We start from the raw sequence: 22,573 nt of genomic DNA on the forward strand, positions 1-22,573 counted from the left end.
GTGTCATGTACTGCTGTGCGGGAGCTACCGATCCGTCAGGATCAGAAGTCCATGTCACCGCCCGGCATGCCGCCCGGAGCGCCGCCGGCAGCGGCCTTCTCCGGCTTGTCGGCGATGACGGCCTCGGTGGTGAGGAAGAGCGCGGCGATGGACGCGGCGTTCTGCAGAGCGGAGCGCGTGACCTTCGCCGGGTCGAGAATGCCCTCGGCGATCATGTCGACGTACTCGCCGGTCGCGGCGTTGAGGCCGTGACCGATCGGCAGGTTGCGCACCTTCTCGACGACGACGCCACCCTCGAGACCACCGTTGACGGCGATCTGCTTGAGCGGAGCCTCCAGCGCCAGCTTGACGGCGTTGGCGCCGGTCGCCTCGTCACCCGAGAGCTCGAGCTTCTCGAAGACGGCCGAGGCCTGGAGCAGAGCCACGCCACCACCGGCGACGATGCCCTCCTCGACGGCGGCCTTGGCGTTGCGCACCGCGTCCTCGATGCGGTGCTTGCGCTCCTTGAGCTCGACCTCGGTCGCGGCACCGGCCTTGATGACGGCCACGCCGCCGGCCAGCTTCGCGAGGCGCTCCTGGAGCTTCTCGCGGTCGTAGTCCGAGTCGGAGTTCTCGATCTCGGCACGGATCTGGTTGACGCGACCCTGAACCTGGTCGCTGTCACCGGCGCCGTCGACGATCGTCGTCTCGTCCTTGGTGATGACGACCTTGCGGGCGCGGCCGAGCAGGTCGAGACCGGCGTTCTCCAGCTTGAGGCCGACCTCCTCGGAGATGACGGTGCCACCGGTGAGGATGGCGATGTCGCCGAGCATGGCCTTGCGGCGGTCACCGAAGCCCGGAGCCTTGACGGCGACGGACTTGAAGGTGCCACGGATCTTGTTGACGACCAGGGTCGACAGGGCCTCGCCCTCGACGTCCTCGGCGATGATCAGCAGCGGCTTGCCGGACTGCATGACCTTCTCGAGCAGCGGAAGGAGGTCCTTCACGTTGCTGATCTTCGAGTTCACGATCAGGATGTACGGGTCGTCCAGGGACGACTCCATGCGCTCCATGTCCGTGGCGAAGTACGCCGAGATGTAGCCCTTGTCGAAGCGCATGCCCTCCGTGAGCTCGAGCTCCAGACCGAAGGTCTGGGACTCCTCGACGGTGATGACGCCTTCCTTGCCGACCTTGTCCATGGCCTCGGCGATGAGCTCGCCGATCTGGGTGTCGGCAGCGGAGATGGAGGCCGTCGAAGCGATCTGCTCCTTGGTCTCCACGTCCTTGGCCTGCTCCAGGAGGGCGGCGGAGACGGCCTCGACGGCCTTCTCGATGCCCCGCTTGAGAGCCATCGGGTTCGCACCCGCGGCCACGTTGCGAAGGCCCTCGCGGACGAGTGCCTGAGCGAGAACGGTGGCGGTGGTCGTACCGTCGCCGGCGACGTCGTCCGTCTTCTTGGCGACCTCCTTGACCAGCTCCGCACCGATCTTCTCGTACGGGTCCTCCAGCTCGATCTCCTTGGCGATGGAAACACCATCGTTGGTGATCGTGGGGGCGCCCCACTTCTTCTCAAGGACGACGTTGCGGCCCTTGGGGCCGAGGGTGACCTTGACGGCGTCGGCGAGCTGGTTCATGCCGCGCTCAAGACCGCGCCGGGCCTCCTCGTCGAAGGCGATGATCTTGGCCATATGAAGTGGTCCTCCCGGACAGGGGTGGATTTCTCCGGACCGAGTGGCGCCCGCGACGGACGGCCTGCGTGCCTGCCGGTTCCTTGCCCCGGAGGCCTGCGGGCCTCACCGGCCCGGTCCAAGTTTCTGTCACTCTCACCCAGAGAGTGCTAAGCCAATAATTAGCACTCGACCCCCGGGAGTGCAAGCTTCCCCCTCGGGATGTGGACAGCGGCGAGGGGCACGGCGCGAGCGGCCCGGGACGCACGAAGGCCCGTACCTGTGGGTACGAGCGGCCCGGGACGCGCGGAGGGCCCGTACCTGTGGGGTACGGGCCCTCCGTGCGTGAGTAGTGTCGTCGACCGACTGCGTCGAACCCGGCCGGGCTCAGCCGACGGCGAGCTTGACCATGTCCGCCTGCGGCCCCTTCTGGCCCTGCGAGATCTCGAATTCAACTCGCTGACCCTCTTCGAGGGTGCGGTACCCGTCCATCTGGATCGCGCTGTAGTGGACGAAAACATCCGCACCACCGTCGACCGCGATGAAGCCGTACCCCTTCTCCGCGTTGAACCACTTGACGGTGCCCTGAGCCATGCCTAACTCCCCTATTACTGGCCCTTGCACAGGACCGCACTTCGCGGGCCCGGGTCAGAACTCACCCTCCGACAGGAGAGGGTGGGTGCGCCGGAACGCGTCGACCGCGGCCGAATGTATCTGCCCAACTGCCCTCTGCAACAGGTCAATCGGACGAGAATTCTGAGCAGAACCGATCGCCCGAATATGAGGAATTCATGAGATTCCAGGGCAAGTCGGGCCAGGCAAAGGCGACTTATGGCGCAAGGAGCTCGAACACTTTGGCTGCTTCTTGTCGTGGCCAGGCGCATTCTCATATGCGGGGGGCACGGGCAGCGGAGGGGACTTCCCTCACTGTACCCCGCTCAACCATGCAGAATTGCCCCCTCCGCTTCTCTTGCGGAGGGGGCAATCATGGTCACGCTGTGAAGTCGGCCCGGTGGCCGCGAAAGGCCCGGGCCGTGGCTCAGCAGCCGCCGGCGACGGCCGGGATGATGGAGATGCCCGCGCCGTCCGGGGTGACCGCGTCCAGGCCGCCCTCGAAGCGCACGTCGTCGTCGTTGACGTACACGTTCACGAAGCGGCGCAGCTTGCCCTGGTCGTCCAGGACGCGGGCGGCGATGCCCGGGTGGTCCTTCTCCAGGGACTCGATGACCTGGGAGAGGGTCGCGCCCTCGGCCGGGACCTCGGCCTGGCCGCCCGTGTAGGTGCGGAGGATGGTGGGGATACGGACCTTGACGCTCATGGTGGGTGCCCTTCCTGAAGTCTCGGGTGGTCGGAAGCTTCTCAGCTGGTGGCAGCGAGGCCCGCGGCGCGGAAGGCGTCCAGGCTCGGGCGGATCGTGGCGCTCACCTGCGAGGTGGCGGCCACGGCGTCCAGCGTCTTGAGGCCGTCACCGGTGTTCAGGACGACGGTGGTGAGCGACGGGTCGAGCAGACCGGCGTCGATCAGCTTCTTCGTCACGCCGACCGTCACGCCGCCCGCCGTCTCGGCGAAGATGCCCTCGGTGCGGGCCAGCAGCTTGATCGCGTCGACGACCTGCTCGTCGTTGACGTCCTCGACGGCGCCGCCGGTGCGGCGGGCGATGTCCAGGACGTACGGGCCGTCGGCCGGGTTGCCGATCGCCAGGGACTTGGCGATCGTGTTCGGCTTCTGCGGCCGTACGACGTCGTGACCGGCCTTGAAGGCGGTGGAGACCGGGGAGCAGCCCTCGGCCTGGGCGCCGAAGATCTTGTACGGCTTGTCCTCGACCAGCCCGAGCTTGATCAGCTCCTGGAGACCCTTGTCGATCTTCGTGAGCTGCGAGCCGGACGCGATCGGGATGACGAGTTGGTCGGGCAGCTGCCAGCCGAGCTGCTCGCAGATCTCGTAGGCCAGCGTCTTGGAGCCCTCGCCGTAGTACGGGCGCAGGTTGACGTTGACGAATCCCCAGCCCTCGCCGAGCGGGTCGCCGATGAGCTCGGAGCAGAAGCGGTTGACGTCGTCGTAGTTGCCCTCGATGCCGACCAGCTCACCGCCGTACACCGCGGCCATGACGACCTTGCCCTGCTCCAGGTCGTGCGGGATGAACACGCACGAGCGCAGACCGGCCCGGGCGGCGGCGGCGCCCACGGCGCCGGCGAGGTTACCGGTGGAGGAGCAGGACAGCGTGGTGAATCCGAAAGCGCGGGCGGCCTCGACGGCGATCGCGACGACGCGGTCCTTGAAGGAGTGCGTCGGGTTGCCGGAGTCGTCCTTGACGTACAGACCGCCGGTGACGCCCAGCTCGCGGGCGAGGTTGTCGGCCTTGACCAGCTTGGTGAAGCCGGGGTTGATGTTGGGCTTGTCCGCGACATCGGAGGGGACCGGCAGCAGCGGCGCGTAGCGCCAGATGTTGTTGGGTCCGGCCTCGATGCGCTTCTTCAGCTCGTCCGGGGAGCCGCTCGGCAGGTCGTACGCCACTTCGAGCGGCCCGAAACAGGACGCGCAGGCGAAAAGGGGGCCGAGTGCGAATCGCTCTCCGCATTCGCGGCAGGAAAGCGCCGCGGCGGGACCAAGGTCCACGGAAGTCTCGGTGGGTGCTGCAACAGTCTCGATAGCCATGATGGCGAGGCCCTTTCTCCTCATCTTCCTCGCGACGCATTTCGTCACGAGACGGAATTGGCACCTTCCCCACCTGACCTCGCGGTCGGCGGGAGGGTTGCCGGGACTTCAACGGGCCGTTCCCTCAGTCCCTCTGGATGAGCGCTGTGGCACTGGACCATGGATCCAGGCGTTTATCGGCGGATGGACCCCGGCATGCGACGGCCATCTGCGTTGTTCAAGACTGTAACCGAAGCACCGGACTGTTGAGATAGTCGTCCGTACCGCGAGATGGATCACATACAGGGAGTATCGACCGTGCTGGAAGAGGTCGAACGCTGGCTGACCAGGCGTTCCTGGTCAGCCGCCGACCGTCCGATGGACCGTCTGCTCGACGCCAGGAACGGCGCGAACGGTGCGAGCGTGAGTGTGGTGCTGCCCGCGCTGAACGAGGCGGAGACGGTCGGGGACATCGTCACGACGATCCGGCGCGAGCTCATGGAGAAGGTCCGGCTGGTCGACGAGCTCGTGGTGATCGACTCCGGTTCGACGGACGCCACCACCGAGGTCGCCCGCCGGGCCGGCGCCCGCGTCGTCCACCGCGACGCGATCCTGCCCCGCGTTCCGGCCGTCCCCGGCAAGGGCGAGGTGCTCTGGCGGTCACTCCTGGTGACCGGTGGCGACATCGTCTGCTTCATCGACGCGGACCTGAAGGACTTCTCGGCGGACTTCGTCTCCGGCATCGTCGGCCCGCTGCTGACCGATCCCTCGGTGCAGTTCGTCAAGGCCATGTACGACCGCCCGTTCGGCGACACCACCGGTCAGGGCGGCCGGGTCACCGAAATGGTGGCACGCCCGCTGCTCAATCTGCACTGGCCCCAGCTGGCCGGGTTCGTCCAGCCGCTGGGCGGCGAGTACGCCGTGCGCCGCTCGCTGCTGGAGCGGCTGCCGTTCCCGGTCGGTTACGGAGTGGAGCTGGGCCTGCTCGTCGACGCCCTGCACACGGTCGGCCTGGACGCGCTCGCCCAGGTCGACGTCGGTGTCAGGAAGCACCGCCACCAGGACGGCCAGGCGCTCGGCCGGATGGCGGCCGCCATCTACCGGACCGCTCAACTCCGCCTTTCCAGGGGGCATCTGGTCCGCCCGTCACTGACCCAGTTCGAGCGCGGTGAGCACGGGTTCGTCCCGCGCACCTACCCGGTGGACACCGAGGAACGGCCGCCGATGCGCGAGATCGAGGAGTACGTTTCACGCCGCGCGGCGTGACGTGGCCTGCTTTCGCACGTTTGGGCGGTTCATGATCGGGCTAGATTTCGCCCATGGTCTCCGAGCAAGCCCCTCAGCCCGCTGCCCAGGTACTCGTCGCGTCCAACCGCGGCCCGGTCTCGTACGCGCTGCGCGAGGACGGCACCCTCGACGCCAAGCGCGGCGGAGGCGGACTCGTCTCCGGCCTGAGCGCCGTGGACGACAAGATGTGGGTCTGCGCCGCCCTCGGGGACGGTGACCGGGAGGCGGTGCGGCGCGGGGTCGGCGAACCTGGCGTACGGATGCTCGACATCGACGCGGACGTGCACGCCGACGCGTACAACGGCATCGCCAACTCGGTGCTCTGGTTCGTCCACCACCTGCTCTACCAGACCCCCGTCGAGCCGGTCTTCGACGCGGAGTTCCGCCGGCAGTGGGCCTCCTTCGAGACCTACAACCGGGCCTTCGCCGTCGCGCTCGCCGAGGAGGCGGGCGAGGGCGCCGCGGTCCTCGTGCAGGACTACCACCTGGCGCTGGTGCCCGGGATGCTCCGCGAGCTCCGGCCCGACCTGCGGATCGGCCACTTCTCGCACACCCCGTGGGCACCCGTCGACTACTTCCGGCTGCTGCCCGACGACATCGCCGAGCAGCTGCTGCGCGGCATCCTCGGCGCGGACCGGGCGGCGTTCCTGACCCGCCGCTGGGCGGACGCGTTCATCGGCTGCTGTGCGGAGATCCTCGGGGGCACCGGGCACACCCGGATCGGGGTGCACGGCCTGGGCGCCGACGCGGACTTCCTGCGCCGCCGCGCCCATGAGGCGGATGTGGACGAGCGGATGGCGGCGCTGCGGGAGCAGGTGGGCCCCGGCCGGAAGACGATCGTGCGGGTGGACCGTACGGAACTGTCCAAGAACATCGTCCGCGGGATGCTCGCCTACCGCGCCCTGCTCGACGAGCGGCCCGAGTGGCGCGGGCGCGTCGTCCACATCGCGTTCGCCTACCCCTCGCGCCAGGACCTGGCGGTCTACCGGGAGTACACGGCCGAGGTGCAGCGCGTCGCCGACGGGATCAACGAGGCGTACGGGACGGCGGACTGGACCCCGGTCGTCCTCCACGTGAAGGACGACTTCGCCCGCTCGCTGGCGGCGTACCGGCTGGCGGACGTCGCGCTCGTCAACCCGATCCGGGACGGCATGAACCTGGTCGCCAAGGAGGTCCCCGTCGTCTCCGACGACGGCTGCGCGCTGGTGCTGTCGCGGGAGGCGGGGGCGTACGAGGAGCTGGGCGCCGACGCGATCACGGTGAACCCGTACGACGTGTCCGCCACCGCCGCGGCCCTCCACGAGGCGCTGACGATGGCGGACGACGAGCGGACGGCCCGCACGAAGCGGCTGGCCGCGGCGGCCACCGCGCTGCCGCCGCAGCAGTGGTTCCTGGACCAGCTGGAGGCCCTCGGCCAGGGCTGACGGACCGGGTGGAGGCGCGCTCGGCCGAAGCCCTCGGCCGGGACAGCCCTCAGAGGCGCTCGGCCAGTGCCGACAGGAACGCGACGACGGCTCCGGGGCCCGGCAGCGACAGGTCGGCGCGTTCGGCCAGTTCGGGCACTTCCGCGCTGCCGCTGCAGATCAGCAGGCCGGGGGTGCCTTCGGGGCCCTCGGTGCGGAGCTTGTCCACGGCGGCGTACGCGGCGAGGTCGCCCAGGTCGTCACCGGCGTAGAGCACGGAGCCCGCGCCCGTCTCGTGCACGTACTGCGTGAGGGCCACGCCCTTGTCCATGCCGGAGGGCCGCAACTCCAGTACCAGCCGCCCCGGTTCGACGATCAGACCGTGGCGGGCGGCGAGCTCGCCCAGGGGGCCGCGCAGGGCCTCGAAGGCGGCCTGCGGGTCGGCGGCGCGGCGGGTGTGGACGGCGAGCGCCTGCCCCTTCTCCTCTATCCACGTGCCGTGCCAGGAGTCGAACCGGTCGAGTACGCCTGGGAGTTCGGCCCGCACGGCGGCGACGCCGGGGTGCGGGGCGGGGGCGTGGACGGTGCCGGAGACGGCGTCCCAGCGTTCGGCGCCGTAGTGACCGAGGACGACGAGCCGGTCCAGTCCCGCGACCCCGGCGAAGCCGCCGTAGCGGACCGCGACGCCGGCCGGGCGGCCGGTGATCACGGCGATCGACGCGACCTTGGGCGCCAGCGCGGCCAGTGCCTCGACGGCGCCGGGGTGGGCGCGGGCCTGTTCGGGATCCGGGACGATGTCGGCGAGCGTGCCGTCGAAATCGAGTGCGATGACGGCGCGGTCGGGCCGGGCGAGGAGCGCGGCGAGGCCCTCCTGTCCGGCGGGGGTGACCGGGGCCGGCAGGGGCGGGGTGTGCGGAGTGCTGCCCATACGCCGAGCCTATAGGCGGTGGCCCGTCCGCGGGGGGCCGGTTCGGGTCAGGCCGGCTGACCGGCCGTGCCGGTGTGGCGTACCACCGCGGCGGCGTAGCCGTGCGGAACGGCCACCATGTCCACGGACCGGTCCGCGATGATCCCCGGCCCCGTGCATCCGCCGCGCATCACCGCGCGGCCTCCGGCCGTCAGGCGGGCCGTGCGTCGCGCGGCCGCCGCCGCGTCCGGATCACCGTGGTCGGCGAGCGGGGAGGCGCCCGCTCCCACCGTCGTTCCGGACAGTGCGTAGACGATGAGATCGCCGCACCGGTCCCAGGAGAAGTGCACCGGCTCCGCTCCCGCCACGGCCGCCACGCTGTCGTGCGGCCGAGCGCACAGCGGACAGGCCCCGTCCAGGACGGCGATCCGGCCCGGCGGGCACCCCAGGCGGGCAGCGGCGAGCAGGCGCAGTCCGCCGCGGACCACGGCGAACCGGCGTCGTACCGCGCCCGGTTCGAGCGCGGTGTACACCCCGTGTTCCGCCGCCGCGAGCGCGGCGGCTCCGGCGGCCTCCGCGGCCGGGCCCTGTTCCGTCAGCAGCAGGGTCCACAGGTCAGCCCGCTCCGCCCCCTCGGCGGGAGGGCCGGGCCGCTCGGGCGGTGCGGTGAGGTCGAGCGCGGAGGCGGCAACCCGTCTGCCGGGCCATGGCCCTCGCCGCATCGGGAGAGGCAGCGGCCGGGCCGCCCGCATCCGTTCGGGCGTCCAGCGGTCCGGAGGTTCTCCGGCCGGCCCGGGTCCGGAGGTCACCGCCGGCCCCGCCGCGCCTCCCGGACCCGGCGCAGGCGGTTCACCGTCACCGGGTCCTCCTCCAGTGCCCGCCGGTCGTCCAGCAGGGCGTTCAGTAACTGGTAGTAGCGGGTCGGGGAGATGCCGAGCTGTTCCCTGATCGCCCGCTCCTTCGCGCCCGGCCCCGCCCACGACTGACGCTCGACCGCGAGGACCGCACGGTCGCGCTCGGAGAGTCCGGCAGGAGGGGCGGGCTCGTCGGGGCCGTTCGGGGGGAGGGCGGTCATATCAGCCAATATATTGCGCGGGCCGCGGACCGCTACTCCGCGTTCTCGGCCGCCGAGGACTCCTGCGCGATGTGCTGGAGCACGCTCTCGGGGTTCGCGCCCGGTTCGACCGCCTTGCCGATGTTCTCCTTGATCGACTCACTGGCCTGGGCCCAGGACGTCTTGCCGAACGGATAGAACTCCGCCTCGGTCAGCGCGGCCAGGAACTGGTGCAGCGGCTTGTACTTGGCGGTGTCCTCCATCGAAGCCGACGCACTGTCCGTGACCGGCAGCAGGTCGTACTTGTCGGCGAACGCGATCACGTTCTTGTCGTTGAACATGAAGTCGAAGAACTTGCCCATCTCCACACGATGGCCGTTCTGCTTGAACCCCATGATCCAGTCGGCGACGCCCATCGACGTCTTGGTGGGCCCGTCGGCGCCGGGCAGCTGCACCATGCCGAAGTTCACGCCCTGCTTCTGGGCCTCCTCCATCAGGGTGGGGTGGCCGTTGAGCATGCCGACCTCGCCCTTGGTGAACGCCGCGAAGGCCTTCGCCCGGTCGAGCTTGCCGGGGGCGACGGGTCCGACGAGGCCCTTGTCGACGAGGTTCGACTTCAGCCAGTCGAAGGTCTGGATGTTCTCCTGCGAGTCGATGTCGTACGAGCCGACGTCGTCGGTGTAGCCACCGCCGCCGCTGAGCAGCCACATCATGGTCTCGGCCTGGGACTCCTCCTGGCCCAGCGGCAGCGCGAACGGGTACGTCACGCCGCGCTGCTTGAGCGCCGCGGCGTCGGAGGCTATGTCGTCCCAGGTCCGCGGGGCCTTGAGGCCCGCCTGGGAGAAGAGGTCCTTGTTGTAGAAGAGCAGCCGGGTGCTGGCCACGAACGGCAGCCCGTACTGGATACGGCTGACGCGGCCGGCGTCCGCGAGCTTCGGCAGGAAGTTGGCCTGGGTCGGGATGCTGAGCATCTCGTCGGCCGAGTAGAGCTTGCCGGCCTTGGCGTAGTCCGCGTACGCGCCGATCTGCGCGATGTCGGGGGCCTTTCCGTCCTTCACCATCTCGGCGACCTTGCGGTCGACGTCCGTCCACGGATAGACGGTCACGTCCACCTTGATGCCGGGGTGGGACGCCTCGAAGCTCCGGGCGACCCCGTCCCAGTACGTCTGCGACTTGTTGCCCTCGCCGGTGCCGTAGTCGGCCGCGACCAGTTTCAGCGTGACGTCGCCCGAGCTCCCGTCACCTCCGCAGCCCGCCAGCGCGACCGTCATCCCCAGTGCGGCGACAGCCGCCGTCAGTCCCAAGTAACGCCGCTGCACAGCCCAGTCCGTCCTCGTTGATTGCCCCACCCGCGGCACCCACGTCGGCATGGGTGCCCTCCGGATGAGCTGCGATTTTGCACCACGCCCGAGAAGGAGGTCTACACCACCGGGGTATCGCTTCCGCAACACAGCAGCATTGCACGGGACGCGGAGCGACTGCTAAGGAGGTCTCGGCCGGGCCCGACCCGGCCACCGCCCAGCCGCGAGGAGCCGTCGAGCATGTCCCGTACCGCATCAGAAATTGCCACCCAGCCCAGCTGCTGGCGTCGTGCCGCAGAGGCGGGTGCGGCCTTCGACGGGCTGCCGCGTCCGGGCGAGCGGGTCGCCGTGACCGGCTGCGGCACCTCCTGGTTCATGGCCATCGCCTACGCGGCGCTGCGGGAGGCCGCGGGGCAGGGCGAGACGGACGCGTACGCCTCCTCGGAGTTCCCCGCCGGGCGGGCGTACGACCGGGTCGTGGCGATCACCCGCTCCGGTACGACGAGCGAGGTGCTGGCGCTGCTGGGCGAGCTGCGCGGCAAGGTGGCCACCGTCGCGCTGACCGCCGACCCGAAGACGCCCGTCATGGACGCCGCCGACACGGTGGCCGTGCTGGACTGGGCGGACGAGGAGTCGGTCGTCCAGACCCGGTTCGCCACCACGGCGCTCGCTTTCCTGCGGGCCGGTCTGGAGGCGGCGGGCCCGTTGCCCGCCGGGGTGAAGACGGTCGCCGAGGCCGCCGTCGACGCGGAGCTCGCGGTGACCGAGCCGCTGGACGAGACGGTGGTCGCGGCCGAGCAGTGGACGTTCCTGGGGCGCGGCTGGACCTATGGGCTCGCCCAGGAGGCCGGGCTGAAGATGCGCGAGGCGGCGGGCGCCTGGACCGAGTCGTACCCCGCGATGGAGTACCGGCACGGCCCGATCGCGATCACCGGTCCGAACCGGGTGGCCTGGGTCTTCGGCCCGTTGCCCGAGGGGCTCGCCGGTGAGGTCGCGGCGGTCGGCGGGACGCTCGTGGCGCACCGGTCGGCGGACCCGATGGCCGACCTGATCCGGGCGCAGCGGCTCGCGGTCGTCCTCGCGGAGTCGAAGGGCTACGACCCGGACCATCCGCGCAATCTGTCGCGCAGCGTGATCCTTCCCGGATAGGCCGGACGGCTCCCTCGTTGACAGGTTGCGGCCGGTTGCCGACAGGTTGCGTCCGGGTTGCGGCCGGTTGCCGCCGGGTTGCGGCCCCGATTTTGTATGGATGCGCAACAAACAGCGATAGTGGACTAGACCTTTTGGGGGTCGTCGGGCGAAACTGTTTCCCGTGAAACACGTCATCGCCCTCGATGTGGGCGGCACCGGAATGAAGGCCGCACTGGTCGGGGCCGACGGCACCCTGCTCTACGAGGCACGGCGCGCGACCGGCAGAGAGCGGGGGGCCGACGCCGTCGTGGAGTCGGTCCTCGCCTTCGCGGCGGATCTGCGCGCGTACGGCGAGGAGCACCTCGGCGAGAGCGCCCTCGCGGCCGGCGTCGCGGTGCCCGGCATCGTCGACGCCGAGAACGGGGTCGCCGTCTACGCGGCGAACCTCGGCTGGCGCGACGTACCCATGCGCCGGCTGCTCGGCGAACGGCTCGGCGGTGTACCCGTGGCCCTCGGCCACGACGTCAGGACCGGCGGGCTCGCCGAGGGCCGGATCGGCGCGGGCAAGGGGGCCGACCGCTTCCTGTTCGTGCCGCTGGGCACCGGGATCGCCGGCGCCATCGGCATCGCCGGCACCATCGAGGCGGGCGCCCACGGCTACGCGGGCGAGATCGGCCACATCGTGATCCGGCCGGACGGCCCGGACTGCCCCTGCGGCCAGCGCGGCTGCCTGGAGACGCTGGCCTCCGCCGGCGCCGTCAGCCGGGCCTGGGCGGCCGCCTCCGGCGACCCGGAGGCCGATGCCGCCGACTGCGCCAAGGCCGTCGAATCGGGCGACCCGAAGGCCGTCGCGGTCTGGATCGACGCCGTCGACGCGCTCGCCGCCGGACTCGTCACCGCGCTCACCCTGCTCGACCCCCGCACGCTCATCATCGGTGGCGGTCTCGCCGAGGCCGGGGAAACCTTGTTCACACCACTCCGTGCGGCCGTCGAGGAACGCGTCACGTTCCAGAAGCTGCCCCACATCGTCCCGGCGGCCCTCGGGGACACCGCCGGATGCCTGGGCGCAGGGCTGCTCGCCTGGGATCTTCTCTCCACGGAGGTATCCGCCTGATGGCCGGACGCGCAGACAGCACCGTTCTCGCAGGTGCCCGGGTGGTACTCCCCACCGGGACCGTCGAGAACGGCCGGGTGATCGTCGAGGGCACCCGCATCGCCGGCAGTTCGGCGGAGGACGCCCCGGCCGTCGACCTGTCCGGCCACTGGATCGTTCCCGGGTTCGTGGACATGCACAACCACGGCGGCGGCGGCGGCTCCTTCACCTCCGGCACCGTGGACGACGTCCTGACCGGCGTCCGCACCCACCGCGAACACGGCACCACCACGCTGGTCGCCTCCACGGTCACCGGCGAGATGGACTTCCTCGCCGAGCGCGCCGGCATCCTCTCCGAGCTGGTCGAGCAGGGCGACCTGGCCGGCATCCACTTCGAGGGCCCGTTCATCTCCCCGTGCCGCAAGGGCGCCCACAGCGAGAGCCTGCTGCGCCACCCGGACCCGGCCGAGGTCCGCAAGCTCATGGACGCGGCGCGCGGCACCGCGAAGATGTTCACCCTCGCCACCGAACTGCCCGGCGGCATCGACTCCGTACGGCTGCTCGCCGAGCACGGCGTCATCGCCGCGATCGGGCACACGGACGCCACGTACGAGCAGACCGTCGAGGCGATCGACGCCGGCGCCACCGTCGCCACGCACCTGTACAACGCCATGCCGGGCCTCGGTCACCGCGCGCCCGGCCCCATCGCCGCCCTCCTGGAGGACGAGCGGATCACCGTCGAGCTCATCAACGACGGGACGCATCTGCACCCCGCCGCCCTGGAGCTCGCCTACCACCACGCGGGCGCGCACCGCGTCGCGCTGATCACCGACGCCATGGACGCGGCCGGGTTCGGCGACGGCCAGTACCAGCTCGGCCCGCTCGCCGTCGAGGTCAAGGACGGTGTCGCCCGGCTCGTCGAGGGCGGCTCCATCGCGGGCTCCACCCTCACCCTGGACACCGCCTTCCACCGGGCCGTCACCATCGACCGGATCCCGGTCGGCGACGTGGTGCAGTCCATCTCCGCCAACCCGGCCCGGCTCCTCGGTGTGTACGACCGCGTCGGCTCCCTGGAGCCCGGCAAGGACGCCGACCTCGTCGTCCTGGACGAGGACTTCCGGATCGAGGGCGTCATGCGCCAGGGCGAGTGGATCGTTCAGCCGCAGGCCGTCCGGTCCGCCTGACCGAGCCGTCCTCCGCGTAACGAAGAGACGGCGGTTGGTCCCGACGTCTGGGCCGACCGCCGTCTCTTTGGCATGATCGCGAAGGAAACCAGCAGGGAAAGCGCGTTCTGGAAAGAGATCCGCGCTCCACGGATCGAGAGGGGCCGATGGTGATCCTGACGGTCACGCTGAACACGGCACTCGACCTGACGTACGACGTCCCGGCCCTCGTCCCGCACGCCTCCCACCGCGTCACCGCCCTCTCCGAGCGCCCCGGCGGCAAGGGTGTCAACGTCGCCCGGGTCCTCACCGCACTCGGCCACGACAGCGTCGTCACCGGCTTCGCCGGAGGCGCCACCGGAGCCGTCCTGCGCACCATGCTCGCCGCGCTCCCCACCGGCCCCGCGGCCGTCACCGACGCACTCGTGCCCGTGGCCGGCGACACCCGCCGCACCCTGGCCGTCGTCGACCGCGCCACCGGGGACACCACCCAGTTCAACGAACCCGGACCGCACGTCACCGCCGACGAGTGGACCGCGTTCCTCGCCTCGTACGGCGACCTGCTCGCCGCCGCCGACGCCGTCGCCCTGTGCGGCAGCCTGCCGCCCGGCATCCATGTCGGCGCCTACGCAGAACTGGTCCGTCTCGCCCGTACCGCGGGCGTCCCCGTCCTCCTGGACACCAGCGGCGAACCGCTGCGGCGCGGCATCGCCGCCCGCCCCGACCTGATCAAGCCGAACGCCGACGAGCTCGCCCAGCTCACCGGCTCCCGCGACCCCCTGCGCGGCGCCCGGGACGCCCGCCGGCGCGGGGCACACGGGGTGATCGCCTCGCTGGGACCCGCCGGCATGCTGGCGGTCTCCCCCGACGGCACCTGGCAGGCGGCCCCGCCCGCGCCCGTCCGGGGCAATCCGACCGGGGCCGGCGACTCCGCGGTGGCCGGGCTCCTGTCCGGACTGGTGGAGGGACTGGACTGGCCGGACCGGCTGCGACGGGCGGTGGCACTGTCGACGGCGACCGTGCTCTCCCCCACGGCCGGTGAGTTCGACCGTGCGGCGTACGAGGAGCTGCTGCCGCGCGTCGGTATCGAGGAACACGCAGACGCGGCCTGAACGCCGCGCCCCCACCGGACCCGCCCGCCGGGCCCGAGGAAACCACAGAGGTCAGCATGCCGCTCGTCAGCACCGGTGAACTCGTCTCCGCCGCCCAGGCCCGGGGACACGGGATCGCCGCCTTCAACGTCATCACGCTGGAGCACGCCGAGGCCATCGCCGCGGGGGCCGAGCGCGCCGGCGCCCCCGCCATCCTCCAGATCTCGGAGAACGCCGTGAAGTTCCACGGCGGCCGGCTCGCCCCCATCGCCGCCGCCGCCGCGGCCGTCGCCCGCACCTCCGGCGCCCCGCTCGCGCTCCACCTCGACCACGTCGAGTCCGTGGAACTGCTGCACCAGGCGCACGAGACGGGCTTCGGCTCGGTGATGTTCGACGCCTCCAAGCTGAGCTACGAGGAGAACGTACGGGCCACCGCCGCAGCGGTCGCCTGGGGCCACGAGCGCGGCGTCTGGATCGAGGCCGAACTCGGCAAGGTCGGCGGCAAGGAGGGTGAGGCGCCCCTCGACGCCCACGCCCCCGGCGTCCGCACCGACCCGGACGAGGCCGCCGCGTACGTCCGCGCGACCGGTGTCGACGCCCTGGCCGTCGCCGTGGGCTCCTCGCACGCCATGACCGAGCGCACCGCCGCCCTGGACCACGAGCTGATCGGCCGGCTGCGTGAGGCCGTGCCCGTCCCGCTGGTGCTGCACGGCTCCAGCGGCGTCCCGGACGAGGAGATCCGCCGGGCCGTCACGGCCTCCGGCATGGTCAAGATCAACGTCGGTACGGCCCTGAACACCGCGTTCACCGGAGCTGTGCGCGCCCATCTGGCCGAGCACACCACGGGCGTGGACCCGCGCAAGTACATCGCCCCGGGCCGCGCGGCGATGACCGACGTGATCAGTCACTTCCTGGGACTCGTGTCCGCCGCCGCACGCTGATCCGGAACGGGCCCCGCCCCACGCGCTCGGCGTGGGGCGGGGCCCGTGTCGTTTCCCGCCGGTCGTCACGCGCGCCCCGCGGAGGGCGGGACACGGACACCTCGGGAGGCGTCAGCTCTTCGCGGGGGTGACCTCGACCCAGTCCAGGATCACGTCGCACTGGTTTCCGTCCTGGCACGAGATGCTGATCTCGTTCTCACCCTTGACCAGGTCGACGGGTGCCCAGGTGGTCTGCCAGTTCTTCTCCCAGTTCGGGTCCGAGGACTGGATGAAGTCCTTGAGCCCGATCGGCTGCGAGTTCGGCTTCCCGTTGACCGTCAGCGTCGCGTTGGCGTCCTTGTCGGGGATCGCGTAGCGCACCGTCAGACGGTACGAACCGGCCTGCTCCATGGCGGCCCGCCATGTCACCGACGATCCGACGGCGTTGAAACCGGAGACGTAGGAGCCGTCGGGGCCCTCGGCTCCCTTGACGGTCTTGTCCACGGCCGCGGTACCGCCGAGCTTCAGCGACGCCGCGTCCTGCTTCGGAAGCTCGACCGGGGCCTCGGCGCTCTTGGACTGCTCCGGCGTCGGGGACTGCTCGACCTCCCCGGACGTGCCGGCCGAGGACGTGGCCTCGTCCTTCTTCCCGCCCTTGTCGTCGTCCGTCATCAGCGCGATGCCGATGCCGATGAGCACGACCGCGACCACCGCGAGCGCCCCGATCAGCAGGCCCTTGTTGTTCGGACCGCTCCGGCCGGGGCCGCCGCCACTGCCGCGGCCGCCCTGGTGCGGCACCTGCGCGGTGGTTCCACCGGGGTACGTCTCCGGGGCCGCGTACTGCGCGGTCGGCTGGCCGTACTGCGCGTTCTGCTGGCCGTAGGGCGCCTGGGGCTGCCCGTACGCCTGCTGCGGCGGCACCTGACCGTACTGGCGCTCTCCGACGGTCCGCACCTGGTTGTACGAGGTCCGGGGCACGCCCGGCTGCGCGGCGGGACCCGGGTAGCCGTAGCCGCCCTGACCACCCGGCGGCTGTGCGCCGGCTGCCCGCCCGTCCTCGTAGAGGTAGCCGAACGGATCGTCGTCCTCGGGTGTGCTCGCGCCGTTGTTCCCGGCCATCCCTGGGTCACTCCTCACCATGTCGCCAGCCGTCGCCGTATGCAGTCAGCCGTCGCCGACCGGCCGAGCCTACCCCGAACGGCCCTCACCAAGAATTGCCGGAGGCGGGGCGGCGACCGGCGTGAGACAGCCCACGCACCCCCGGAACGACGGGGCGGCAAACGTCAGCCGGCCCTGCGGTGAACCTTGGAGCGGGACCGCTTCTCGACGTACATCCGCTGGTCGGCGGAGCGCAGCACCTCTTCCGCCGTCATCCCGCAGGCGGCCCAGCCGATGCCGAAACTCGCCCCGACCCGCACCGCCCGGCCATCGACCCGAATGGGCGGAATGATGGCGTTACGCAGGCGTACGGCCAGGTCCGCGGCGTCTGCGGACCCCAGCCCGTCCGCGAGAACGACGAATTCGTCACCCCCGAGCCGGGCGACGGTGTCCCCGTCGCGGACACACGTGGTCAGCCGCCGGGCGACCTCGATGAGAACCGCGTCACCCGTGTGATGCCCGAAGCGGTCGTTGATCGACTTGAAGCCGTCCAGGTCGCAGAAGAGGACCGCGAGGCCCTTCGACCCGTCGTCGTTCCCCGTGTCGGGTGCGACGGAATGCACATGGTGGTCGTACGGGCCGACGCCCCGGCCGACGTCGAACCCGTCGGCGGGGAAACCGTGCGCCCGCGCCTCGTCGACGTCGCCGTACGCCGCGTCCAGCGCCTCCACGTCCGTGGACACCACGGAGTGCGGGCGCTCGCACAGCCGCGCACTGAGCCGGGCCCGCAGCTCCGCGCTGTTGGGCAGCCCGGTCAGGGCGTCGTGCGAGGCGCGGTGCGCGAGGTTCAGCTCGTGACGCTTGCGCTCCTCTATGTCCTCGACGTGGGTGAGGAGGAAGCGCGGCCCGTCCGCGGTGTCCGCGACGACGGAGTTGCGCAGCGACACCCATAGATAGGTGCCGTCCCTGCGGCCCAGCCGCAGTTCGGCACGACCGCCCTCGGCGGAGGTGCGAAGCAGCGTGCCGATGTCCTCGGGGTGGACCAGATCGGCGAAGGAGTAACGGCGCAGCACCGAGGCGGGACGGCCCAGGAGCCGGCACAGTGCGTCGTTGGTGCGCAGCAGCCTGCCGTGCTGGTCGCCGCCCATCTCCGCGATGGCCATGCCGCTGGGGGCGTACTCGAAGGCCTGGCGGAAGGACTCCTCGCTGGCCCGCAGCGCCTGCTGTTCACGCTCCAGGCGGACCAGGGCGCGCTGCATGTTCGCCCGGAGCCGGGCGTTACTGATCGCGATCGCCGACTGGGACGCGTACATCTGGAGCGCCTCGCGGCCCCAGGCGCCGGGCCGGCGGCCGTTGCGCGGGCGGTCGACGGATATGACGCCGAGGAGGTCGCTGCCGCCGCCCGAGGCGTACATCGGGGCGTAGAGCCGGTCCTGCGGGTGCCACTCGTCCTCGAAGCGGGGCTCGGGGCCCTCGGTGTGCCACTGCGGGACGTCGTCGTCGAGGAGGACCCAGCCGTCGGTGTGGGGTATGAAGCGGAGCTCGTCCCATATCTCGCCCATGGCCAGCCGGCGCTCCCAGGAGGTACGGGAGCCGACGCGGCCGGTGATCAGTGCCTCGGCGGCGCTGTTGCCGGCGAAGGCGGCGACGACGAGGTCACCGTCGGGGCGGACGAGGTTGACGCAGGCCAGCTCGTAGCCGAGACCGGCGACGATTCCGTCCGCGACGGTCTGCAGTGTGTCGGCCAGGCTCCGCGCCGTGTTGAGATCGGCCACGGCCTGGTGCAACTGCCGCATCGTCGCAAGACGGACGTACGGCTCCGACTCGGCCTCCATTGCTCGCACTCCCCGAGACCTCGACAGCACTCCAGATTTCATATCGACGCACTAGACGTACTTACTGCAGTGTCACGGCCACTGAATCACAGTGAGCTGTGCACCCGGTACACAGGGTCAACAAATATTGCGCTCTGTGACTCAAGTCACAACAGATGGTGAAGGGTCATGTGCGCCACCCGTCAGCGGTCCGTCCTTTTCTTGAACGCACAACGCAAATCCCTGTCACCGCGGGCCCGGAACGGGCGGGTCCTAGGACCTGGCTGGTCCCCTGGCCCGATGCGGGGGCCCACCGTACGCGGCTAGCGTTCCCGGTGTGTTGCAGACGAAGCCCCCCGCCCCGCGTACCGAAGCCGTCCCCCATGCTGAGGGGGTGAGCAACGACGAGTTCCGCGGCGCCCTCGCCCGGCTGGCAGCCGGAGTGGTGCTGATCACCGCGCAGGAGCCACCCCTCGACGAGCACGGACGCGGCGAGGACGTGGGGATGACGGCGACCGCCTTCATGTCGGTGTCGCTCGATCCGCCACTGGTCATGGTGAGCCTGCGCAACGACTCCCGGATGGACGACCTGCTGGCGGAGCAGCCGCTGTGGGCCGTCTCCGTACTGGCGGAGAGCCAGCGGCACATCGCGGGACGGTTCGCCATGAAGGGCCGGATCAGCGACCGGCTGCTGTTCGAGGACATCCCCTATGTACGGGGGGACGTCACCGGCGCCCCTCTGGTCGGGGGCGCGCTCGCGACACTGGAGTGCCGCACCGAGCAGCGGATCACCGCGGGTGACCACACGCTGGTGATCGGCCGGGTGCTGGGTGCGCAGCTGCCGAGCGGGGACGGCGGCCCGCTGACGTACTTCCGCGGGCGCTACCGGCAGCTCGGCTGACGGCCGTGGGCCGGTGCTACCAGTCGCGGCCGGAGCGGCCTCGTTTGGTGTCGCCGCGCTGCTTCTTCTCGCGCAGCCGGCGTTCGTTGATCCCGCGCGGGATCTTCCGCTTGACGCGCGGCTTGGGGGGCGGCGCCGTGGCCTCGGCCAGCAGAGCCGTGAGCCGCACGACGGCCGTCTCCCGGTTGCGCCACTGCGAGCGGTGCTCCGAGGAGCGGACCGATACGACGCCGTTGACCAGCCGGCTCGCCAGCCGTTCCAGCGCGCGCTCCTTCCAGACCTCGGGCAGCGACTCGGTCGCCGCGAGGTCGAAGCGCAGCTCCACCTGGGAGTCACTGGTGTTGACGTGCTGCCCGCCGGGCCCGGAGGACCGCGAGAAACGCCACATGAGCTCGGCCTCCGGCAGGGAGACCGCACCGCGGATGAAATAGGGCCCGGACATGACACCCATGTTCCCCGCCCCACGCATGGTTCGTCACCTTCTTTTGCCGCACGCCTTCCTCCGTCTGCCCGCGCCCCGTCATCAGTTCGGTAAAGAAAGTAAAGGCGGAAGGAACCTCACGGTCCCCTGCCTGCGTTAGGAACTGTGACGGTAGCTTCGTGATGGCACGAAGCCCGCAGACGACAGATGAAAGGGACTTCCCATGGCAGTAAGCCTGTCCAAGGGCGGCAACGTCTCCCTCACCAAGGAGGCCCCCGGCCTCACCGCCGTCACGGTCGGCCTCGGCTGGGACGTCCGTACCACCACCGGCACCGACTTCGACCTCGACGCGTCCGCGATCGCGGTCAACACCGCGGGGAAGGTCTTCTCCGACGGCCACTTCGTCTTCTTCAACAACAAGGCGACGCCGGACCAGACCATCGTGCACACCGGTGACAACGTCACGGGTGAGGGCGAGGGCGACGACGAGCAGATCAACGTCAACCTGGCGGGCCTGCCGGCCGACATCGACAAGATCGTCTTCCCGGTGTCGATCTACGACGCCGAGACCCGCAGCCAGAACTTCGGCCAGGTGCGCAACGCCTACATCCGCATCCTCAACCAGGCCGGCGGCGCCGAGATCGCGCGCTACGACCTGAGCGAGGACGCCGCCACCGAGACCGCCATGGTCTTCGGCGAGCTGTACCGCAACGGTGCCGAGTGGAAGTTCCGCGCCGTGGGCCAGGGCTACGCCTCGGGCCTGCGCGGCATCGCGCAGGACTTCGGCGTCAACCTCTGACGCTCGGCACAACCGCTTCACGGGAGCCCCCGGCCGAACGTCCTGCGGCCGGGGGCTCCCGCATGTCCGCATACCACTGAACCCACCCAACGGGGCGCGCGACACGCGGTGTTGTCCCATCGATGGGAGTCCGCCGGATAGCGGACACAGACGCATTCCAGTCGGACAAGAAACGGTCAAAGAATTGTGAGGTAATTGTTGGTACACCGTCAAAATTGGTCATTCGGTGGCACGCTCTCCGCTCGTAACCCCCCACGGAACGAGCAACGGAGAACGCATGACCCCCCACATGAACACCCGTCGCGCCGCAGCCCTGGCCGCCGTGGCCGCGATGGTCGTCGTCGGAGTGCAGACCGGTGCGGCGAACGCCACCCCGGGCGCCTCCGACGGCGGTTCCTCCGCCTCCCCCCGCACCGCGTCCCCCGCCTTCAACAGCGCCTCCGCACGGACGACCGCCATCAAGCCGGCCCAGTCCGAAGCCGCTTCGGCCGCCGCCTCCCTCGGGCTCGGCACCCAGGAGAAACTGATCGCCCGTGACGTGATCAAGGACGCCGGCGGCACCGTCCACACCCGCTACGAGCGCACCTACGCCGGGCTGCCCGTCCTCGGTGGCGACCTCGTCACCCACACCGCGAGCAGCGGCAAGCTCAAGGGTGTCACCAAGGCGACGAAGGCCCGGATATCCGTGCCGTCCACGACGGCGAAGATCAAGACGGCGGCAAGTGCCCGCAAGGTGATCTGGGCGCGCGGCACCACGCCCGTCCTCGCCTTCGAGACCGTGAAGACCGGCGTGCAGAAGGACGGCACCCCGAGCCGGCTGCACATCATCACGGACGCCGTCACCGGCAAGAAGCTGCACAGCTACGAGGCCATCGAGACGGCCGGCGTCGGCAACAGCCAGTACAGCGGCAAGGTCGACCTCTCCACCACCGCCTCCGGCTCCGGCTTCGAACTGACCGACGGCGACCGCGGCGGCCACAAGACGTACGACCTGGGCCAGGGCGAGAGCGGTACCGGCGACCTCGTCACCGACGACGACGACACCTGGGGCGACGGCACCGGCGACGACCGCCAGACCGCCGCGGTCGACGCCCACTACGGCGCCGCGAAGACCTGGGACTTCTACAAGTCGGCGCTCGGCCGCGACGGCATCGCCGGTGACGGCAAGGCCGCCTACTCCCGCGTCCACTACGGCGACGCGTACGTCAACGCGTTCTGGGACGACAGCTGCTTCTGCATGACGTACGGCGACGGAGCCGACAACAAGAGCGCCCTCACCGGCCTCGACGTCGCCGGCCACGAGATGAGCCACGGCCTGACCGCCGCCACCGCCAACCTCGACTACGCCGGAGAGTCCGGCGGTCTCAACGAGGCGACCAGCGACATCTTCGGCACCTCCGTGGAGTTCTTCGCCGACAACGCCACCGACGTCGGCGACTACCTCATCGGCGAGAAGATCGACATCAACGGCGACGGCACCCCGCTGCGTTACATGGACGAGCCCAGCAAGGACGGCGGCTCGGCCGACTACTGGGACAGCAGCGTCGGCGACCAGGACGTGCACTACTCGTCCGGCGTCGCCAACCACTTCTTCTACCTGCTGGCCGAGGGCAGCGGCGCGAAGACGATCAACGGCGTCGACTACGACTCCCCGACCTCCGACGGCTCCACCGTCACCGGCATCGGCCGGGACAAGGCCGTCCAGATCTGGTACAAGGCCCTCTCCGAGTACATGACCTCCACCACCGACTACGCGGCCGCCCGCGTCGCGACCGAGAAGGCGGCGACCGACCTGTACGGGGCGGACAGCGCCGAGCTTGCCTCGGTCAGCGCCGCCTGGGCCGGCGTCAACGTGAAGTAACGCTCTCCGCGTGGCTCCAGGGAGCCGGTCAGCCGTCCGCGGCGGGCCG

At 70.6% G+C, this 22,573-nt stretch carries 21 protein-coding genes and 1 riboswitch; of the genes, 10 read left to right on the plus strand and 11 right to left on the minus strand.

Annotated features, from left to right (window positions below):
- Positions 1–41 precede the first annotated feature (41 nt).
- The 4 genes from groL to thrC all read right to left on the minus strand — a co-directional run bounded on the left by groL (position 42) and on the right by thrC (position 4,301).
- A complete protein-coding gene (gene groL / locus OG959_RS16615; protein WP_123524516.1) occupies positions 42–1,667 on the minus strand; it encodes a chaperonin GroEL in 1,626 nt (541 codons plus the stop codon).
- A 366-nt stretch (positions 1,668–2,033) separates the two neighbouring features.
- Positions 2,034–2,240 (minus strand): cold-shock protein, encoded by a 207-nt coding sequence (locus tag OG959_RS16620; RefSeq protein ID WP_003967346.1) that lies wholly within the window; start codon positions 2,238–2,240, stop codon positions 2,034–2,036.
- 445 nt (positions 2,241–2,685) lie between these two features.
- Positions 2,686–2,964, minus strand: coding sequence for a MoaD/ThiS family protein (locus OG959_RS16625; protein ID WP_148019364.1), 279 nt, complete (start codon positions 2,962–2,964; stop codon positions 2,686–2,688).
- A 41-nt stretch (positions 2,965–3,005) separates the two neighbouring features.
- Positions 3,006–4,301, minus strand: a complete 1,296-nt coding sequence (thrC, locus tag OG959_RS16630; protein WP_326659225.1) for a threonine synthase — start codon at positions 4,299–4,301, stop codon at positions 3,006–3,008.
- Positions 4,302–4,318: 17 nt separating this feature from the next.
- Positions 4,319–4,445, minus strand: a riboswitch (SAM riboswitch).
- 153 nt (positions 4,446–4,598) lie between these two features.
- Between thrC and OG959_RS16635 the strand changes: the two genes are divergently transcribed.
- Together OG959_RS16635 and OG959_RS16640 are read left to right on the plus strand one after the other, a co-directional pair.
- The gene (locus OG959_RS16635) at positions 4,599–5,546 is read left to right on the plus strand and encodes a glucosyl-3-phosphoglycerate synthase (protein WP_326659227.1); all 948 of its coding nucleotides are present in this window, start codon (positions 4,599–4,601) and stop codon (positions 5,544–5,546) included.
- A 53-nt stretch (positions 5,547–5,599) separates the two neighbouring features.
- Complete coding sequence (locus tag OG959_RS16640) at positions 5,600–6,991, plus strand: alpha,alpha-trehalose-phosphate synthase (UDP-forming) (RefSeq protein ID WP_326659229.1); 1,392 nt, start codon at positions 5,600–5,602, stop codon at positions 6,989–6,991.
- 49 nt (positions 6,992–7,040) lie between these two features.
- On the opposite strand, the gene otsB is transcribed toward OG959_RS16640, so the two are convergent.
- The 4 genes from otsB to OG959_RS16660 form a co-directional block, all read right to left on the minus strand.
- Positions 7,041–7,898, minus strand: a complete 858-nt coding sequence (gene otsB / locus OG959_RS16645; RefSeq protein ID WP_148019368.1) for a trehalose-phosphatase — start codon at positions 7,896–7,898, stop codon at positions 7,041–7,043.
- A 47-nt stretch (positions 7,899–7,945) separates the two neighbouring features.
- Positions 7,946–8,599: a hypothetical protein gene (locus OG959_RS16650; protein ID WP_326659232.1), complete on the minus strand. Its 654-nt coding sequence runs from the start codon at positions 8,597–8,599 to the stop codon at positions 7,946–7,948.
- An 83-nt stretch (positions 8,600–8,682) separates the two neighbouring features.
- Complete coding sequence (locus tag OG959_RS16655) at positions 8,683–8,952, minus strand: DUF3263 domain-containing protein (protein WP_326659234.1); 270 nt, start codon at positions 8,950–8,952, stop codon at positions 8,683–8,685.
- Positions 8,953–8,984: 32 nt separating this feature from the next.
- Positions 8,985–10,250: an extracellular solute-binding protein gene (locus OG959_RS16660; RefSeq protein ID WP_442805582.1), complete on the minus strand. Its 1,266-nt coding sequence runs from the start codon at positions 10,248–10,250 to the stop codon at positions 8,985–8,987.
- Between the two features lie 222 nt (positions 10,251–10,472).
- Here OG959_RS16660 and OG959_RS16665 point away from each other — a divergent pair, with 222 nt between their 5' ends.
- The 5 genes from OG959_RS16665 (at position 10,473) to OG959_RS16685 (ending at position 15,651) form a co-directional block, all read left to right on the plus strand.
- Positions 10,473–11,381: an SIS domain-containing protein gene (locus OG959_RS16665; RefSeq protein ID WP_326659236.1), complete on the plus strand. Its 909-nt coding sequence runs from the start codon at positions 10,473–10,475 to the stop codon at positions 11,379–11,381.
- A gap of 163 nt (positions 11,382–11,544) precedes the next feature.
- The gene (locus OG959_RS16670; protein WP_326659238.1) at positions 11,545–12,477 is read left to right on the plus strand and encodes an ROK family protein; all 933 of its coding nucleotides are present in this window, start codon (positions 11,545–11,547) and stop codon (positions 12,475–12,477) included.
- Positions 12,477–13,640 (plus strand): N-acetylglucosamine-6-phosphate deacetylase, encoded by a 1,164-nt coding sequence (nagA, locus tag OG959_RS16675; RefSeq protein WP_326659240.1) that lies wholly within the window; start codon positions 12,477–12,479, stop codon positions 13,638–13,640. Before OG959_RS16670 ends, nagA begins: the two co-directional genes overlap by 1 nt.
- A gap of 149 nt (positions 13,641–13,789) precedes the next feature.
- Complete coding sequence (locus OG959_RS16680; protein ID WP_326666426.1) at positions 13,790–14,731, plus strand: 1-phosphofructokinase family hexose kinase; 942 nt, start codon at positions 13,790–13,792, stop codon at positions 14,729–14,731.
- Positions 14,732–14,787: 56 nt separating this feature from the next.
- The gene (locus OG959_RS16685) at positions 14,788–15,651 is read left to right on the plus strand and encodes a class II fructose-bisphosphate aldolase (protein WP_326659242.1); all 864 of its coding nucleotides are present in this window, start codon (positions 14,788–14,790) and stop codon (positions 15,649–15,651) included.
- 111 nt (positions 15,652–15,762) lie between these two features.
- Here OG959_RS16685 and OG959_RS16690 read toward each other — a convergent pair whose 3' ends face one another.
- Both OG959_RS16690 and cdgB read right to left on the minus strand, forming a co-directional pair.
- On the minus strand, positions 15,763–16,749 hold the full coding sequence (locus OG959_RS16690) for a CBM35 domain-containing protein (RefSeq protein ID WP_326659244.1): 987 nt from the start codon (positions 16,747–16,749) through the stop codon (positions 15,763–15,765).
- A 164-nt stretch (positions 16,750–16,913) separates the two neighbouring features.
- Positions 16,914–18,563 (minus strand): diguanylate cyclase CdgB, encoded by a 1,650-nt coding sequence (cdgB, locus tag OG959_RS16695; RefSeq protein WP_219571844.1) that lies wholly within the window; start codon positions 18,561–18,563, stop codon positions 16,914–16,916.
- Positions 18,564–18,936: 373 nt separating this feature from the next.
- On the opposite strand from cdgB, the gene OG959_RS16700 reads away from it, so the two are divergent.
- Positions 18,937–19,443 carry a flavin reductase family protein gene (locus OG959_RS16700; protein ID WP_219571841.1) on the plus strand — a complete coding sequence of 169 codons (507 nt, stop codon included), beginning with the start codon at positions 18,937–18,939 and terminating at the stop codon, positions 19,441–19,443.
- Positions 19,444–19,459: 16 nt separating this feature from the next.
- Here the strand turns inward: OG959_RS16700 and arfB are convergent, their stop codons facing one another.
- On the minus strand, positions 19,460–19,885 hold the full coding sequence (arfB, locus tag OG959_RS16705) for an alternative ribosome rescue aminoacyl-tRNA hydrolase ArfB (protein ID WP_219571839.1): 426 nt from the start codon (positions 19,883–19,885) through the stop codon (positions 19,460–19,462).
- Between the two features lie 202 nt (positions 19,886–20,087).
- On the opposite strand from arfB, the gene OG959_RS16710 reads away from it, so the two are divergent.
- Together OG959_RS16710 and OG959_RS16715 are read left to right on the plus strand one after the other, a co-directional pair.
- Positions 20,088–20,663 (plus strand): TerD family protein, encoded by a 576-nt coding sequence (locus OG959_RS16710; RefSeq protein WP_148019381.1) that lies wholly within the window; start codon positions 20,088–20,090, stop codon positions 20,661–20,663.
- A 277-nt stretch (positions 20,664–20,940) separates the two neighbouring features.
- On the plus strand, positions 20,941–22,524 hold the full coding sequence (locus tag OG959_RS16715; protein ID WP_326659250.1) for a M4 family metallopeptidase: 1,584 nt from the start codon (positions 20,941–20,943) through the stop codon (positions 22,522–22,524).
- The last annotated feature ends 49 nt before the right edge of the window (positions 22,525–22,573 follow it).

It is taken from the genome of Streptomyces sp. NBC_00385, from assembly GCF_035917155.1.
Classification (GTDB): Bacteria; Actinomycetota; Actinomycetes; order Streptomycetales; family Streptomycetaceae; genus Streptomyces; species Streptomyces poriferorum.

Coding starts and splice junctions, on each gene's coding strand:
- cdgB (WP_219571844.1), bottom strand. CDS start 18,563: ATGGAGGCCGAGTCGGAGCCGTACGTCCGTCTTGCGACGATGCGGCAG.
- OG959_RS16715 (WP_326659250.1), top strand. CDS start 20,941: ATGACCCCCCACATGAACACCCGTCGCGCCGCAGCCCTGGCCGCCGTG.
- OG959_RS16640 (WP_326659229.1), top strand. CDS start 5,600: ATGGTCTCCGAGCAAGCCCCTCAGCCCGCTGCCCAGGTACTCGTCGCG.
- OG959_RS16620 (WP_003967346.1), bottom strand. CDS start 2,240: ATGGCTCAGGGCACCGTCAAGTGGTTCAACGCGGAGAAGGGGTACGGC.
- OG959_RS16690 (WP_326659244.1), bottom strand. CDS start 16,749: ATGGCCGGGAACAACGGCGCGAGCACACCCGAGGACGACGATCCGTTC.
- otsB (WP_148019368.1), bottom strand. CDS start 7,898: ATGGGCAGCACTCCGCACACCCCGCCCCTGCCGGCCCCGGTCACCCCC.
- OG959_RS16655 (WP_326659234.1), bottom strand. CDS start 8,952: ATGACCGCCCTCCCCCCGAACGGCCCCGACGAGCCCGCCCCTCCTGCC.
- OG959_RS16625 (WP_148019364.1), bottom strand. CDS start 2,964: ATGAGCGTCAAGGTCCGTATCCCCACCATCCTCCGCACCTACACGGGC.
- OG959_RS16685 (WP_326659242.1), top strand. CDS start 14,788: ATGCCGCTCGTCAGCACCGGTGAACTCGTCTCCGCCGCCCAGGCCCGG.
- OG959_RS16710 (WP_148019381.1), top strand. CDS start 20,088: ATGGCAGTAAGCCTGTCCAAGGGCGGCAACGTCTCCCTCACCAAGGAG.
- OG959_RS16650 (WP_326659232.1), bottom strand. CDS start 8,599: ATGCGGCGAGGGCCATGGCCCGGCAGACGGGTTGCCGCCTCCGCGCTC.
- arfB (WP_219571839.1), bottom strand. CDS start 19,885: ATGTCCGGGCCCTATTTCATCCGCGGTGCGGTCTCCCTGCCGGAGGCC.
- OG959_RS16665 (WP_326659236.1), top strand. CDS start 10,473: ATGTCCCGTACCGCATCAGAAATTGCCACCCAGCCCAGCTGCTGGCGT.
- nagA (WP_326659240.1), top strand. CDS start 12,477: ATGGCCGGACGCGCAGACAGCACCGTTCTCGCAGGTGCCCGGGTGGTA.
- thrC (WP_326659225.1), bottom strand. CDS start 4,301: ATGGCTATCGAGACTGTTGCAGCACCCACCGAGACTTCCGTGGACCTT.
- groL (WP_123524516.1), bottom strand. CDS start 1,667: ATGGCCAAGATCATCGCCTTCGACGAGGAGGCCCGGCGCGGTCTTGAG.